This window comes from Streptomyces goshikiensis, from assembly GCF_014650555.1.
Lineage (GTDB): Bacteria > Actinomycetota > Actinomycetes > Streptomycetales > Streptomycetaceae > Streptomyces > Streptomyces goshikiensis.
In genome coordinates this window covers 53,874-69,130 of sequence record NZ_BMVE01000017.1, presented here as the reverse complement: position 1 = coordinate 69,130, position 15,257 = coordinate 53,874, and the positions used below count along the sequence as shown (strand labels likewise).

Annotated in this window: 14 protein-coding genes and 1 riboswitch; of the genes, 11 read left to right on the top strand and 3 right to left on the bottom strand. The window is 72.7% G+C overall.

The genetic code is table 11. The features are described 5' to 3' along the window. Nucleotides 1–24 precede the first annotated feature (24 nt). Entirely contained in the window at nucleotides 25–1,245 is a 1,221-nt protein-coding gene (locus tag IE248_RS33070) for an MFS transporter (RefSeq protein ID WP_190032624.1), read from the bottom strand. 52 nt (nucleotides 1,246–1,297) lie between these two features. On the opposite strand from IE248_RS33070, the gene IE248_RS33065 reads away from it, so the two are divergent. Beyond that, the gene (locus IE248_RS33065; protein ID WP_190032623.1) at nucleotides 1,298–2,455 is read left to right on the top strand and encodes an ROK family transcriptional regulator; all 1,158 of its coding nucleotides are present in this window, start codon (nucleotides 1,298–1,300) and stop codon (nucleotides 2,453–2,455) included. Between the two features lie 139 nt (nucleotides 2,456–2,594). Here the strand turns inward: IE248_RS33065 and IE248_RS33060 are convergent, their stop codons facing one another. Together IE248_RS33060 and IE248_RS33055 are read right to left on the bottom strand one after the other, a co-directional pair. Next, a complete protein-coding gene (locus IE248_RS33060) occupies nucleotides 2,595–3,353 on the bottom strand; it encodes an SDR family oxidoreductase (protein WP_073797493.1) in 759 nt (252 codons plus the stop codon). 180 nt (nucleotides 3,354–3,533) lie between these two features. Further along, on the bottom strand, nucleotides 3,534–5,903 hold the full coding sequence (locus IE248_RS33055; RefSeq protein WP_190032622.1) for a chitinase C-terminal domain-containing protein: 2,370 nt from the start codon (nucleotides 5,901–5,903) through the stop codon (nucleotides 3,534–3,536). Nucleotides 5,904–6,246: 343 nt separating this feature from the next. After that, nucleotides 6,247–6,377: riboswitch (FMN riboswitch) on the top strand. A 216-nt stretch (nucleotides 6,378–6,593) separates the two neighbouring features. Between IE248_RS33055 and ribD the strand changes: the two genes are divergently transcribed. The 10 genes from ribD to IE248_RS33005 all read left to right on the top strand — a co-directional run bounded on the left by ribD (nucleotide 6,594) and on the right by IE248_RS33005 (nucleotide 15,229). Further along, nucleotides 6,594–7,676: a bifunctional diaminohydroxyphosphoribosylaminopyrimidine deaminase/5-amino-6-(5-phosphoribosylamino)uracil reductase RibD gene (ribD, locus tag IE248_RS33050; RefSeq protein WP_100582488.1), complete on the top strand. Its 1,083-nt coding sequence runs from the start codon at nucleotides 6,594–6,596 to the stop codon at nucleotides 7,674–7,676. Further along, nucleotides 7,677–8,306 (top strand): riboflavin synthase, encoded by a 630-nt coding sequence (locus tag IE248_RS33045; RefSeq protein ID WP_008743108.1) that lies wholly within the window; start codon nucleotides 7,677–7,679, stop codon nucleotides 8,304–8,306. Beyond that, nucleotides 8,303–8,959, top strand: a complete 657-nt coding sequence (locus IE248_RS33040; protein WP_174261658.1) for a nicotinamide mononucleotide transporter family protein — start codon at nucleotides 8,303–8,305, stop codon at nucleotides 8,957–8,959. The genes IE248_RS33045 and IE248_RS33040 overlap by 4 nt, the downstream gene beginning before the upstream one ends. Further along, a complete protein-coding gene (locus IE248_RS33035; protein ID WP_073797495.1) occupies nucleotides 8,956–10,239 on the top strand; it encodes a bifunctional 3,4-dihydroxy-2-butanone-4-phosphate synthase/GTP cyclohydrolase II in 1,284 nt (427 codons plus the stop codon). Before IE248_RS33040 ends, IE248_RS33035 begins: the two co-directional genes overlap by 4 nt. Before the next feature lie 74 nt (nucleotides 10,240–10,313). After that, nucleotides 10,314–10,799, top strand: coding sequence for a 6,7-dimethyl-8-ribityllumazine synthase (gene ribH / locus IE248_RS33030; protein WP_007262951.1), 486 nt, complete (start codon nucleotides 10,314–10,316; stop codon nucleotides 10,797–10,799). A gap of 35 nt (nucleotides 10,800–10,834) precedes the next feature. Further along, entirely contained in the window at nucleotides 10,835–11,116 is a 282-nt protein-coding gene (locus IE248_RS33025; RefSeq protein ID WP_008743111.1) for a phosphoribosyl-ATP diphosphatase, read from the top strand. A 73-nt stretch (nucleotides 11,117–11,189) separates the two neighbouring features. Then, nucleotides 11,190–12,038 carry an ATP phosphoribosyltransferase gene (gene hisG / locus IE248_RS33020; protein WP_008743112.1) on the top strand — a complete coding sequence of 283 codons (849 nt, stop codon included), beginning with the start codon at nucleotides 11,190–11,192 and terminating at the stop codon, nucleotides 12,036–12,038. 58 nt (nucleotides 12,039–12,096) lie between these two features. Then, complete coding sequence (locus IE248_RS33015; protein ID WP_008743113.1) at nucleotides 12,097–12,561, top strand: PH domain-containing protein; 465 nt, start codon at nucleotides 12,097–12,099, stop codon at nucleotides 12,559–12,561. Nucleotides 12,562–12,761: 200 nt separating this feature from the next. Further along, complete coding sequence (locus IE248_RS33010) at nucleotides 12,762–14,138, top strand: hemolysin family protein (RefSeq protein ID WP_008743114.1); 1,377 nt, start codon at nucleotides 12,762–12,764, stop codon at nucleotides 14,136–14,138. Then, nucleotides 14,135–15,229, top strand: coding sequence for a hemolysin family protein (locus IE248_RS33005; RefSeq protein ID WP_037797185.1), 1,095 nt, complete (start codon nucleotides 14,135–14,137; stop codon nucleotides 15,227–15,229). The genes IE248_RS33010 and IE248_RS33005 overlap by 4 nt, the downstream gene beginning before the upstream one ends. The last annotated feature ends 28 nt before the right edge of the window (nucleotides 15,230–15,257 follow it).

Here is a 15,257-nt window from a genome sequence, read left to right as displayed (position 1 = left end):
GGCCGCAGGGCGGCCAGCGACATATTACGGCCGGATACTGGCCGGTTCGTCCCTGCCCGCCGTCCGGGAGTCCGCCACGGCCGGCTTCGGCCGCAGCACGGAGGCTCCCACGACCAGCCCGAACGCCAGCAGCGTGACCAGCCCGAACGACACCACGAGCGAGGTCGCGTCCGCGACCGCCCCGATCGCGGACGGGGCGATCAGGCCGGAGGTGTAGGTGATCGTCGCGACACCGGCGATGGCCTGCGCCGGGGCCGGCCCGCTGCGTCCCGCGGCCGCGAAGGCCAGCGGGACCACCACCGCGATCCCCAGGCCGATCAGCGCGAACCCGGCCAGGGCCGCCGCCGGATGAGCGGCCGTCACCACCAGCACTCCGCCCCCGGTGGCCAGTACTCCGCCCGCCCGTACGGTGCGCACCGGGCCGAACCGGTCCACCACCCGGTCCCCGGCGAGCCGCGCCACGGCCATGGTCAGCGCGAAGGCGGTGGTGGAGGCGGCGGCGAGGCCCGCGTCGGTGTCCAGCACGTCCCGCAGGTAGACCGCCGACCAGTCCAGGCTCGCGCCCTCCGCGAAGACCGCCGCGAAGCCGATCGCGCCGATCAGCAGCGCCGACTTGGGAGGCGGCGCGAAGTGCGGCGGAGCATCGTCGTCCGCGCCGCTGCGCAGGTCCAGCACCCCCCGTACGGCGATCAGCCCGACGACGGTCAGCGCGAGCGCCGCGATCAGGTGGTGCGTCCGCGCGTCGGTCCCGGCGTGCGCGGCGACCGTACCGGCGGCCGAGCCGATCAGGGCGCCCACGCTCCACATGCCGTGCAGCGAGGACATGATCGAGCGCCCGAGCCGGTTCTCGGTCTCCACGCCGAGGGCGTTCATGGCCACGTCCGACATCCCGGCGGTGGCCCCGTAGACGAGGAGCACGAGGCAGAGCGCCGGCAGGTTCGGGGCCAGGCTCGGGAGGATCAGGGCCAGGGTCCACAGCGCCAGCAGCCCGCGCAGCGCGGCGCGGGCGCCGAAGCGGTGGTTGATCCGGCCCGCGAGCGGCATCGCGAACGCGGCGCCCAGGGCGGGGAAGGCGAGGGCCAGGCCCAGGGTGCCCGCGCTGAGCTGCGCGTTCTCCTGGATCCACGGGATGCGGGTGGCGAAGGAGCCGGTCACCGCGCCGTGGGCGCAGAAGACGGCGGCGATGGCGTGGCGGGCACGGCGCAGCCGCGCCGGGCTGAGGGTGCTGTCGGTGTCCCCGGTCATGACCAGTAAACTATCAGGGAACCTGCCTGATAGTTATGCCGGAACTCCTAGGATGAGCGCCGTGACTCCTGCCAAGGCCCTGACCCCCGCTCCGTCGCCCGCCTCCCCGAGCACGGCCCGGGCCCTCAACGACCGGCTGGCGCTGGGACTCCTCCAGGAGGAGGGCCCCCTGACGGCCACCCAGCTCAAGGAGATGACGGGGCTCTCCCGCCCCTCCGTCGCCGACCTCGTCGAGCGGCTGACCGAGGCCGGGCTGATCGAGGTCGTCGGCGAGTCCGGGGCGCAGCGCCGCGGCCCCAACGCCCGGCTGTACGGGATCGTCGCCGCCCGCGCCTACCTGGCGGCCCTCGACGTACGGACGGACAGCGCGACGGCGGTGATCGCGGACCTGCTCGGGCGGCCCCTGGCCCGGGCGGCCCTGCCCGTGGACGCGGTGGAGGAAGCGGTGGACCGGCTGGAGGCGCTCGCCCGGGAGGCCGGCGCGGACCGGCTGCACACGGTGGTGGTCGGCGCCCCGGGCATGGTCGCCCCCGACAGCGGCGTACTGGAGGACACCAGCGGGCTGCCGGCCTGGCACCGGGACCTGGTGGCGGCCCTGCGGCGGCGGCTGCCTGCCGAGGTGGTGGTGGAGAACGAGACCAACCTGGCGGCGCTGGCCGAGCAGCGCGTCGGGGTGGCGCGGGAGCTGGACTCCTTCGTGCTGCTCTGGCTGGGCGCCGGGGTCGGCGCGGCCGTGGTCCTGGACGGGCGGCTGCGGCGGGGCGCGTCCGGCGGGGCGGGCGAGATCGGCTTCCTCCCGGTGCCGGGTACGGCCGGGCTGCCGTCCGCCACGGACTGCGGAGGCGGCTTCCACGCCCTGGCCGGCCGGGCGGCGGTGGCCGCGCTCGCCGCGGAACACGGCTACGGGGGACCGGTGGAGGAGGCCGTGGCGGGCGCCGCCGGGGAGGCGTTCCTCGACGCGCTGGCGCGGCGGCTGGCGCTGGGCGCGGCGGCCGTCGCGGCGGTGCTGGACCCGGGGTGCGTGGTGCTCGCGGGCGGACTCGGCCGCGCGGGCGGGCCGGAGCTCGCCGCGCGCGTCGCCGCCCGGCTGGCCGAGCTGACCCCGGTGACGACGGCGGTCCTCGCCACCACCCTCGGGGATCCGGCGGTCCTGACGGGCGCCCGCCTCGCCGCCCGCGAAGCCGCCCAGGCCACCCTCTTCGCCCCCTGACGACAGCCGCCCGGCGGTCCCGGCCCGCCTCCCGGCGCGGGAGCCGGCCCTCGTGGTCCCCACCCCGGTCATCGCCGAACGCGTCGCGGAGGAGCGCGCCCCCGACCATCCGCTCCCGCTCGGTGACTGAACCCGGGCCTCAAGAGGAACGGGCAGCGCGTTCCGCGAGGAAGTCGGCGAAGGTCCGGCGCCCCACCGCGTGACTGGGGGCGAGGTGGCCGCCGCGCACGAAGGCCCGGTACGCCTTGCCGGCCAGCGGCACCGCGAGGATCCGCCGGCGGCGCCCCGTCGCCGCCAGGTACGAGCGGCCCAGGTCCGCCAGCGTACGGATCTCCGGGCCGCCCATGTCCGGGACCCGGCCCGCCGGCTCCGGCACCGCCAGCTCGGCCAGCCGCGCCGCCACCTCCTCGACCGCGACCGGCTGCACCCGTACGCCCTTGGGGAGCGGCAGCGGCAGCGGCGCCGGGACCTTCGCCAGCGCGTCCACGGACATCGCCACCAGGTCGTGGAACTGCGTCGTCCGCAGGATCGTCACGCCCAGCCCGGACTCCTCCAGCAGCCGCTCCACCTGGTACTTCACCGTGTAATAGCCGAACGGGACCACATCGACGCCGACGATCGAGATGTAGACGACGTTCGTGACCGTCCCGGCCCGCCGGGCCGCCTCGATCAGGTGTCCGGCGGCCCGGTCGTCGCCCCCGCGCGGACTGCTCGCGCAGTGCACGACGACCTCCGCGCCCGCCATCGCTGCGTCCAGCCCGCTCCCGTCGGTCAGGTCGACCGGGTACTCCTTCGAGTGCCGGCTCAGGGCGCGGACCTCGTGGCCCGCGTCCCGCAGCCGGGTGACGACCAGCGCGCCGAGGTTTCCGGTGCCTCCGGTGACCAGGATGGTGCTCATCGTGTGCGTCCCTTCCCTGCGTGAGATGCGTTCACCGGTACGGACGGGCCGGCCCGGGAGAACGTTCGGTCGTGGCCGGAGAAGTCTCGGCCCTTCCGGGGCCGCCCGCGTCCCCACACGCGGGAGGACCCGGTGGCCGCCGGGCCACCGGGTCCTCACCACGCCGTCACCCGCGGGGTGTCAGCAGGCGCCCTGGTCCTTCCAGACGCCCCAGTCACCGGTGGTGCCGGGCTCCTCGTTCTGCGTCCACCACTGGGCCTTCCAGTTGTGGCCCTTGTGCGAGACGAGGCTGCCGCTGTTGTAGACCGTCCCCGCGGCGTACGCCGGGTTCGCGCAGGTCCCGCCGGGCGGCGTGGTCGGCGGCGTGGTCGGGGGAGTGGTCGGCGGGGTCGTGGGCGGGGTGGTCGGCGGCGTGGTCGGGGGCTGGCTGCCGCCCGGCTCCGTGACCGTCGTACCGCGCGCCAGGTCCCCGGCGAGGGCGTAGGTGGTGCCGGAGATGTTCACCGTCCAGTTGGAGGGCGTCGAGACCGGCAGGTAGTAGTTGAACGCCAGGTCCACCGAGGCGCCGGGGGCCAGCGTCTGCCAGGCCGGGAGCTTCAGCGAGACCCGCTGGAAGTCGCCCTTCAGGCCGCCGACGTTGCTCCCGCTGTGGCCGACGGCGATCACCTTGGTGCCGAAGCCGGACTGGTCGGAGGCGTTCGCCGGGGCCGAGGTCCCGTAGTCGAACTGGAACTCGGTGCCGCCGGGCAGCGTGGCCCTGGTGTTGTTGGTGATCTTGAGCTTCGGGGTGATCGGGTAGTTGGAGTCGCCCAGCTTGAACTCGGTGAACTCCGTCTTGATGTCCACGGCCTGGGCCGGCAGCGCGCCGCCGGCCTTCTTCGCGCCGTAGGGGGCGGCCGCCTTGAACTTGTCGTACATCAGGGAGGTGAGCGTGTCGCCCCGCTCGTACTGGCCCTTGGCGGAGTTGTAGGAGTAGTCGCCCGCCAACTCCCAGACCATCGTGCCGCCGATGCCCTTGCTGACCACGTAGTCGGCCTTGGCGGCGACGGACTGCTCGTCCTCGGTCGACAGGAAGACCTTCTTCTGCGCGTTCCACAGCCACGGCGCCACCAGAGTGGAGTCGTACTTGCGGGCGTAGGTGCCGGTCAGCGTGGTGTTCGCGGGGAAGCCGTACGCGGTGACGTAGTCACCGACGACGCCCTTCTCCAGGTTCTTGGCGTGCCACATCGGGTTGGAGCCCGCCGGGGACTCGACCCCGTTGGTGTCCTTGTCGTGCCACAGGTTGTCGATGCCGACCGCGCCGTCACCGCACTTGGTCAGGCCCGCGCCGGCCGGGCAGGTGGTCGTGGGGGCCTTGCCCCACAGGCCGTCCGTGCCGCCCTGCACGTTCTTGAAGCCGCGGGTGTAGTACGGCAGGCCGATGTTGATGCGGCCGCCGGGCATGGAGCCGCGGAAGTAGTGGTAGGCCCAGTCGGTGTTGAGGTAGCCGACACCGCCGTACTGGGAGGTGGAGTAGACGCCCGCGGCGGCCAGTTCGGCGTCCTTGCCGTCGTCGAAGAGCGAGGCGTTGGGGCCGACGTACTCGTTCCAGGCGCCGTGCAGGTCGTAGGACATGATGTTGACGTAGTCCAGGTACTGCTGCACCTGGAACGTCTCCATGCCCCGCAGCAGGTAGCCGGAGGAGGGGGCGGCGACGGAGAGCAGGTAGTGCTTGCCGTCGGCGGCGCCCGCGCGGTCGAGCTTCTCGCGCAGCGACTTCATCAGGGCCGCGTAGCCCTTGACCAGGCCGGCGCGGCGGGCGTTGGACAGCTGCCAGTCCAGCGGGTTGCCCGCGTCCTTCATGGTGGTCGGGTACTCGTAGTCGATGTCGACGCCGTTGAACCCGTACGTGCGGATGAACTCGACCGAGGAGTTCGCGAAGGTGTCGATGCCGGCCTGGTTGACGGAGCCGTCGGCGTTGGTGGCCATCGAGTAGAAGCCGCCGGAGGCGACCCGGTTGCCGTCGTCACCGAAGTAGCCGCCGGTCTCGGCCCAGCCGCCCACCGAGATCAGGGTCTTCACGTTCGGGTACTGCTTCTTGAATTTGGTCAGCTGGTTGAAGTGGCCCTTGTAGGGGAGCGCGGGGTCCATCTCGGCGCCCGCGACGCCCGGCCAGGTCATCCCGGTGGCCGCGTTGTTCGCGTTGTCCGCGCCGACCGAGATCTTGTTGTCGGCGCCGACGTGCGCGAAGGCGTAGTTCAGATGGGTGACCTTGGACCACGGGATGTTGTTGGCGAGGTAGGCGGGCGTGCCGTCCTTGCCGGTGCGCCAGCCGGTGAAATAGCCGATGACCCGGCGCTGGTGGTCGGGGCCCATCTTCTCGCGGCCCTCGGAGTCGTAGACCGAGCAGTACGGGACGTCGGCGCCGGCCGTCTTGTACAGACCGTCGGGGCGACAGCCCTCGTTGTCGGCGGCGTGGGAGACGCCGGCCGAGAGCCCGCCCGCCAGCAGTCCGGCGATCGCCGCGCCGGATGCCAGCAGCATCGCTCTCGTACGGGTGGGGGACGGCATCGTGCCTCCTGGGGAGGGGAGGGTGTCAGGACACGGACTCAACTTGCGGACGGGTGGCGCTCGTTGGCCCGTGATGTGCGCACATCTGACGGGCTGTCTCCCGGGGAGGATGAAGGGAACGTTAAAAGGACTAGACCAACCCGTCAATAGGTCTGGACCAAAGTGGGGGAGGGGTGGTGGTCCGGCCCGGGCGGCCCGTCGGGCCGGTCCGGTACCGACCGCCGGATCGGCGCGACGCCGACTTGACAAGGCCGGTGCGAAACCCCCCGCTGTGAGTCAGGCCACAGGTCCTCACTCGCATGGCCGCCGATCACCCGTGGCACACTGGCCCTAGTACCAGTAGCAGCGCACTCCGGGGTCGGTGTAATTCCGAACCGGCGGTTATAGTCCGCGACCCGTCCGCAGCCAGCGGCCGGTTGACCAGGTGAAATTCCTGGACCGACGGTTAAAGTCCGGATGGGAGGCAGTGCGCGGCGGGCCAATCACCGGTACGCCGCCGTCGGCGGTTCATCGGCACACCCTTCGGGGGAGTGCCCGATCGGACCGTTCTTCCGGCCTCGGCGTCCCCGCGTGTGGTGTCCCGCTTCACTGTCGTATCCCGACAGGCCCCGGAGTCCGTGCCCGATGAGGCAGGAGGACCCGGTGGCGACCCACGCCGCGCACGCAGCAACCGACACCCGTGCCACCGCCATGCGCCGAGCCATCGAGCTCGCGGCCCGCGGACTCGGCTCCACCAGCCCCAACCCGGTCGTCGGCTGCGTCATCACCGACGCCCGCGGCGCCGTCGTCGGCGAGGGCTGGCACCAGCGGGCCGGCGGCCCGCACGCCGAGGTCCACGCCCTGCGCGCGGCGGGCACGGCGGCCCGCGGCGGCACCGCCTACGTCACCCTGGAGCCCTGCAACCACACCGGCCGTACGGGCCCCTGCGCCCAAGCCCTCATCGAGGCCGGCGTCACCCGTGTGGTCTACGCGGTCTCCGACCCGAACCCGCAGGCCAGCGGCGGCGGCGCCACCCTGCGCGCCGCCGGGATCGCCACCGAGGCCGGGCTGCTGGAGCAGGAGGCCGAGGAGGGCAACGCCGCCTGGCTCACCTCCGTACGGCGCGGGCGCCCCCACGTCCTGTGGAAGTACGCCGCCACCCTCGACGGCCGGATCGCCGCCGCCGACGGCACCAGCCGCTGGATCAGCTCCCCGGAGTCCCGCGCCGACGTCCACCGGCTGCGCGCCGAGGCCGACGCCGTCGTCGTCGGCTCCGGCACCCTGCACGCCGACGACCCGCACCTCGCGGTCCGCGGCCGCCCCGGCACGGACCCCGCCGACCAGCCGCTGCGGGTGGTCCTCGACACCCGCGCCACCGTCCGGCCCGGCGCCCGCGTCCTGGACGACGCCGCCCCCACCCTCATCGCCGTCGCCGAGGACGCCGACACCGGGCACCTGCCCGGCGTGGACCTGGTCCGGCTCCCGGCCGACGAGAACGGGATCTCCGTCCACGCCCTGCTCGCCGAGCTGCACCGGCGCGGAGTCCGCTCCGTCCTCCTCGAAGGCGGCCCCACCCTGGCCGGCGCCTTCGTCGCCGCCGGAGCCGTCGACAAGGTCGTCGGCTACCTCGCCCCCGTCCTCCTCGGCGCCGGCCGCACCGCCCTCGGCGACGCCGGCATCGACACGATCGCCGACGCGCTCCGGCTCCGGATCACCGAGACCGTCCGCATCGGCCCCGATCTCCGCGTCACCGCAGTCCCCGAAGCCGTCCCCACCGCCCCCAAGGAGCACTGAGTGTTCACCGGAATCGTCGAAGAACTGGGCGAGGTCACCGCCGTCGAGCAGCTCGCCGAGGCCTCCCGCTTCCGCCTGCGCGGCCCCGTCGTCACCGAGGGCGCCAAGCACGGCGACTCCATCGCCGTCAACGGCGTGTGCCTGACCGTCGTGGAGACCGCCGACGGCGAGTTCACCGCCGACGTCATGCAGGAGACCCTGAACCGCTCCAGCCTCGGCACCCTGGGACAGGGCTCCCGGGTCAACCTGGAGCGCCCCATGGCCCTCGGCGGCCGGCTCGGCGGCCACCTGGTCCAAGGGCACGTGGACGGCACCGGCGAGATCCTCTCCCGCACCCCCTCGGAGCACTGGGAGCTCGTCAAGGTCGCGCTGCCCGCGCACCTGGCGCGGTACGTCGTGGAGAAGGGCTCCATCACGGTCGACGGCGTCAGCCTCACCGTGGTCGAGGCCGCGGCCGACCACTTCACCATCAGCCTGATCCCCACCACCCTCGCTCTGACCACGCTCGGCATCAAGCAGCCCGGCGACCCGGTCAACCTGGAGGTCGACGTCCTCGCCAAGTACGTCGAGCGCCTGCTCGCCGCCGGCGTCGACCCGCTCTCCGCCAAGGCCGGGGAGGAGCGGTCGTGAACGCCCTGAACTGGCTCGGCACCACCGAGGCGTTCACGCTCTTCGGCCAGCACATCCTGTGGTCCGACATGGTCGGCAACACGATGGGCCTCATCGCCCTCGCCCTCGGCTGGCGCCGCTCCATCTGGACCTGGCCCGCCCAGCTCCTGTCCGGGGCGATCCTCTTCCTCACCTTCGCCGCCGGCCACCTCTCGGGCAACGCGGGCAAGCAGCTCGTCGTCGTCATCGTCGCCCTGTGGGGCTGGCGGCAGTGGAGCCTCGGCAGGCAGCGGGCCCAGGACGGCACGCTCGCCGTCCGGTTCGCCACCTGGCGCGAGCGGGGGTACCTCCTCGGCGCGGCAGCCCTCGGCACCCTCGCCGTCGGCGGACTCTTCACCCTGTTCCCCAGCCTGTCCTGGAACCCGTGGCCCGACGCCTACATCTTCGTCGGCACGATCGTCGCCATGTACGCCCAGGCGCGCGGCATGGTCGAGTTCTGGTTCGCCTGGCTGCTGGTCGACGCGGTGGGCGTCCCCCTCGCCTACACGAGCGGCTACGCCTTCTCCGCCTTCGTCTACGTCATCTACGGCGCGCTCGTCCTGTGGGGCGCCTACGACTGGTACCAGCGCTCGCGCACCAACCCCGCCACGGCCCTGGAAGGAGCAACGGCATGACCCTCAAGCCCGTGCCCAGCGAGACCGAGACCTTCCGCCTCGACCCCGTCGAGCAGGCCATCCGTGACATCGCGGCCGGCCGCCCGGTCGTCGTCGTCGACGACGAGGACCGCGAGAACGAGGGCGACCTCGTCATCGCGGCCGAGAAGGCCACCCCCGAGATCATCGCGTTCATGATGAGCGAGTGCCGCGGCCTGATCTGCGCGCCGATGGAGGGCCCCGAGCTGGAGAGGCTCGAACTCCCCCAGATGGTCCAGCACAACACCGAGTCGATGAAGACCGCCTTCACCGTCTCCGTCGACGCGAGCGCCGCCCACGGCGTCAGCACCGGCATCTCGGCCGCCGACCGCGCCACCACCCTGCGGCTGCTCGCCGACGGCGTCTCCCAGCCCGCCGACTTCGTCCGGCCCGGCCACATCTTCCCGCTGCGCGCCAAGCCCGGCGGGGTCCTGGTCCGCAACGGTCACACCGAGGCGGCCGTCGACCTCGCCCGCCTCGCGGGCCTGCGCCCGGCCGGCGCCATCGTGGAGATCGCCGGCGAGGACGGCGTCATGCTGCGGCTGCCCGAGCTGATCCCGTTCGCCCGCAAGCACGGCCTGACGATCATCTCCATCGAGGACCTGATCGCCTACCGCCGCTCCGCCGAGCCGACCGTGCGCCGCGAGGCCGAGGTCAGCCTCCCGACCGCCCACGGAGACTTCACGGCGTACGGGTACCGCTCCACCGTCGACGGGGTCGAGCACGTCGCCCTCGTCCACGGCGAGATCGGCGACGGCGAGGACATCCTGGTCCGGATGCACTCCGAGTGCCTGACCGGCGACATCTTCCACTCCCTGCGCTGCGACTGCGGCCCCCAGCTGCACGCCTCCATGGCCCGCATCAAGGCCGAGGGCCGCGGCGTGGTCGTCTACCTGCGCGGCCACGAGGGACGCGGCATCGGACTGCTGTCCAAGCTGCGCGCGTACGAACTCCAGGAGCGCGGCCGCGACACGCTGGACGCCAACCTGGAACTCGGCCTGCCCGCCGACGCCCGCGACTACGGGGCCGGCGCGCAGATCCTCGCCGACCTCGGGGTGCGCAGCGTCCGGCTGCTGACCAACAACCCCGAGAAGTCCGCGGCGCTGGTCCGCCACGGCATCACCGTCGCCGGCCGGGAACCGATGCCGGTCGAGGCGGGCGAGCACAATCTGCGGTACCTGCGCACCAAGCGGGACCGGATGGGCCACGACCTGCCCTGGCTGGACGGGGCCGTGACCACGGCCGCCTGCGGCAACCAGTAGCCACGCACCACCCGCAACACCCGCACCACCCGACCGAACCACACCACGTACGTAACGCACCGAGGAGCAGAGCTGTGAGCGGCAAGGGCGCACCCGAACTGAGCGTGAAGAACTGCGGCGACCTCCGGGTGGCCGTGATCGCGGCCCAGTGGCACGAGAAGGTCATGGACGGTCTGGTCGACGGCGCCCTGCGCGCCCTGCACGAGCTGGGCATCGACGAGCCCACCCTGCTGCGCGTCCCGGGCAGCTTCGAACTGCCGGTGGTGGCGAAGGTACTCGCCGGTCGCGGTTACGATGCCATCGTCGCGCTCGGAGTGGTCATCCGCGGCGGCACCCCGCACTTCGACTACGTCTGCCAGGGCGTCACCCAAGGCCTGGTACAGGTGTCGATCGACACCGGAGTCCCCGTCGGCTTCGGCGTCCTGACCTGCGACAACGACGAGCAGGCGCTGGACCGCGCCGGGCTTGAGGGGTCGAACGAGGACAAGGGGCACGAAGCGGTCACCGCCGCCGTCTCCACCGCCATGACCCTGCGGACCGTCAGCGAACCCTGGCGCTGAGTGGCGGCGGGGGACCCCTTATTCTGAGGACCATCATGGCGAACGAACCCTCCAAGAGCTTCGAAGAGCTCTTCACCGAGCTCCAGCTCAAGGCCGCCAACGGCGACCCCAGCACCTCCCGTACCGCCGAGCTCGTGGGCAAGGGCGTCCATGCGATCGGCAAGAAGATCGTCGAGGAGGCCGCCGAGGTCTGGATGGCCGCCGAGCACGAGGGCAAGGAAGCCGCCGCCGAAGAGATCTCCCAGCTGCTCTACCACGTCCAGGTGATGATGGTGGCGCGCGGGATCTCCCTCGACGACGTCTACGCGCACCTCTAGGCCCGAGCTCCTCCCGCGGGCCCCCCGCCCGCCACAGCCGACATTTCGCAACCTACGCACCAAAGGAAACCCCATGCTGCGCATCGCCGTCCCCAACAAGGGCTCACTCTCCGGAGCGGCGTCGGCGATGCTCCATGAGGCCGGCTACCGGCAGCGCAAGGAGTCCAAGGAGCTCGTGGTCCTCGACCCCGAGAACGGGGTGGAGTTCTTCTACCTCCGCCCCAAGGACATCGCGATCTACGTGGCCTCCGGCAAGCTCGACATCGGCATCACCGGCCGGGACCTGCTGCTCGACTCCGGCGCCAGCGCCGAGGAGATCCTGCCGCTGAACTTCGGCCGGTCCACCTTCCGCTACGCCACCCGGCCCGGCACCGCGAAGGGCCCGGAGGACTTCACGGGGATGACGATCGCGACCTCGTACGAGGGAATCGTCGCCAAGCACCTCGCCGAGCAGGGCATCGACGCCTCCGTCGTCCACCTCGACGGCGCGGTCGAGACCGCCATCCAGCTCGGCGTCGCCCAGATCATCGCGGACGTCGTCGAGACCGGCACCTCCCTGCGCAACGCCGGCCTGGAGGTCATCGGCGAGCCGATCATGACCTCCGAGGCGGTCGTCATCCGCGGCCGTGCCACCGACGCCGAGGACCCGCGCGCCCAGCAGTTCCTGCGCCGCCTCCAGGGCGTCCTGGTGGCCCGCAGCTACGTGATGATGGACTACGACTGCCGCGCCGAGCACCTGGAGCGCGCGGTCGCCCTCACCCCGGGCCTGGAGTCGCCGACCGTCTCCCCGCTGCACAACGAGGGCTGGGTCGCCGTCCGCGCGATGGTCCCCGCCAAGGAAGCCCAGCGGATCATGGACGACCTGTACGAGCTCGGCGCGCGCGCGATCCTCACCACCTCGATCCACGCCTGCCGTCTCTGACCCGTACGCACGCGGTCACCCGATCCGTACACCCCCTCCAGAAGGCATCACCAGCATCATGGCCGAGTCCGCCGCCCAGCCCGCACCGCCCGCCCTGCCGGTCACCTTCCGGCCGACCCGCACCCGGGCCGTCCTGCTGGGTGTCGGGCTCGCCATGTTCGCCACCATCACGGCGATCGCCGTACTCCTGGAGAACCTCAGCCCGGGCGAGCGGATCAGTTTCGTCTTCACCGCCGTCCTGCTGACCTCCGTGCTCGTCCTGCTCAGCCGCCCCAAGGTGGTCGCGGACGAGACCGGGGTCACCGTCGTCAACCTGACGACCACCCGGCGCCTGGAGTGGGCCCAGATCCTCCGGGTGAACCTGCGCCCCGGCGACCCGTGGGTGTTCCTCGACCTGAGCGACGGCACCAGCCTGCCGGCCCTCGGCATCCAGCCCGGTGTGGCCAAGGCCCAGGCCATCGGCGATGCCCGCGCCCTGCGGGCCCTAGCCGAGAACCGGGGAACCGGCTCGAACGGCCGCTGAGCCGAGCCGCCCTTGTCGCTGCGTCCCATTGCGGCAGCGATCTCAATGACTACCCTGGTGGCGGGGCACGACCGTGTGCCCTCCCACCGGCCCCGGGACCCCGTGGCCCGCGGGCAACTGCTACTTGAGGAGTGACTCCTTCCAGCAATGGACGGATCGTCCGGTTATACCCGCGCCGCCCTCCCCCCGGAGGCGGCGGCATGATCATCCCGCTACTTCTGCTCGTGGCGGCCTTCGCGCTGATCCTCGCCAACGGTTTCTTCGTGGCAGCCGAATTCGGCCTCGTCACGGTGGAGAGACCCGAGGCCGAACGCGCCGCAGCCGACGGTGACCGCCGTGCCCGTACGGTGGTCGAGGCCCTGCGGGAGCTGTCCTTCCAGCTCTCCGGCACCCAGCTCGGCATCACCATCACCTCCCTCGTCGTCGGCATGCTGGCCGAACCGGCCCTCGCCGGACTGCTCTCCGGCCCCCTCGCCGCGACCGGCCTCCCCAAGGGAGCCGTATCCGGCGTCGCCGTGGTCATCGGCATGCTGCTCGCCTCAGCCGTCCAGATGGTCGTCGGAGAACTCGTCCCGAAGAACTGGGCCGTCTCCCGGCCGCTCCAGGTCGCCCGGGTCGTCGCCGGCCCCCAGCAGGTCTTCTCCCGCGCCTTCCGGCCGGTTATCGCCGGCCTGAACGCCGTCGCCAACCGGCTCGTCCGGGCGCTCGGCGTGGAGCCGACCGAGGAGATGGCCTCGGCCCGCACCCCCGGCGAACTGGTCTCCCTGGTCCGCCATTCGGCCCAGGCCGGCGCCCTCGAACAGGACACCGCCGACCTCTTCGTACGCACCCTCTCGCTGGGCGAGCTCACGGCCCAGCACGTCATGACCCCGCGGGTGAAGGTCAGCGCCCTGATGCACACGGCCACCGCGGCCGACGTGCTCAACCTGACCCGGGCCACCGGCCTGTCCCGCTTCCCCGTCTACCGCGACCGCATCGACGAGGTCACCGGCGTCGTCCACCTCAAGGACGCCCTCGCCGTGCCCGAGGCCGAGCGGGCCCGCACCTCCGTGGCGCGGATCTGCGTCGCCCCGCTGCTGGTGCCCGGCTCCCTGCCGGTGCAGCCGCTGCTGGAGCGGCTGCGCAGCGAACAGCCGATGGCCGTCGTCGTCGACGAGTACGGCGGCACCGCCGGCGTGGTCACCCTGGAGGACATCGTGGAGGAACTCGTCGGCGAGGTCCGCGACGAGCACGACCTGGCCGAGGACGAGAGCCCCGAACTGGCCCCCGTACCCGCCGAGGACGGCCGCCCCTCCTGGGAGGCCGACGGCAGCTGCCGCGTCCAGACCCTGCGCCGGATAGGCCTCGAAGTGCCCGAAGGCCCCTACGAGACCGTCGCCGGGCTCGTCGCCGACCTGCTCGGCCGGATCCCCGCCCCCGGGGACCGCGCGGAACTGCCCGGCTGGAAGCTGTCCGTCCGCCAGGTCGGCCGCTACCGCGCCGAACGGGTCCGGCTGGTCCGCACCGCCCCGGCGGCCGACTCCGTGCCCGTCGCCGCGGTGCCCGCGCCCGCCCGGCTGGAAGCGGTGGGCCGGTGAACGCCCTCCAGCTCCTGTTCGCCCTGCTCCTGGTCCTGGCCAACGGCTTCTTCGTCGGCGCCGAGTTCGCCCTCGTCTCCGTCCGCCGCAGCCAGATCGAGCCCCTCGCGGCCGAATCCAAGCGGGCCCGCCAGGTGCTCCACGGCCTGGAGAACCTGCCCCGGATGATGGCCGCCGCCCAGTTCGGCATCACCGTCTGCTCGCTCACCCTGGGCGCGGTCGCCGAACCCACCGTGGCCCGGCTGCTGGAGCCCGTCTTCCACGCCGTCCACGTTCCCGAGGGCCTGATCCACCCCCTCGGCTACGCGTTCGCGCTGGCCGCCGTGGTCTTCCTGCACCTGGTCATCGGCGAGATGGTCCCCAAGAACCTCGCCATGGCCGCCCCCGAGAAGACCGCCCTCTGGTTCAGCCCCGGCCTGGTCGCCTTCGCCCGCCTCTGCGGACCGATCACGACCGCGCTCGGCGCCTGCGCCACCTGGGTGCTCCGCCTCTTCAAGGTCGAGCCCAAGGACGAGGTCGAGGCCGTCTACACCAGCGCCCAGCTCGGCCGGCTGCTCAAGGACTCCCGGCAGGCCGGGCTCCTGGAAGCCGTCGAACAGGAGCGCCTGGAAGACGCCCTGGAACTGGGCAGCCGCCGGGTCACCGACGTCCTCCTCGCCCGGGACCGGCTGGTCACCGTCGGCCCCTCGGCCACCCCGCGGCAGATCGAGCAGCTCACCGTCCGCACCGGGTACTCCCGCTTCCCCGTCCGCTCCGACGGCGGCGCCTTCATGGGCTACCTGCACGTGAAGGACGTACTCGACCTGGAGGACCGGGAGCGCGCCGTGCCCCAGCGGGTCTGGCGCCGGATGACCACCCTGTGCTCCACCCTGCCGCTGGACGACGCCCTCAGCGTCATGCGCCGGGACGCCACCCATCTGGCCCAGGTCGCCGACCCGGCCGGACGGATCCTGGGCCTGGTCGCCATGGAGGACGTCCTGGAGATGCTCGTCGGCGAGGTACGGGACCCCGCGCACCGGACCGCCCCGGCGGCCCGCCGCGAGCCCGGCCGGGCCGTGTCCGCACGCTCCGGGGAAGCGCTGGCGGTCTGACCCGCCGGGCGTTCCCCGGACCGCACCG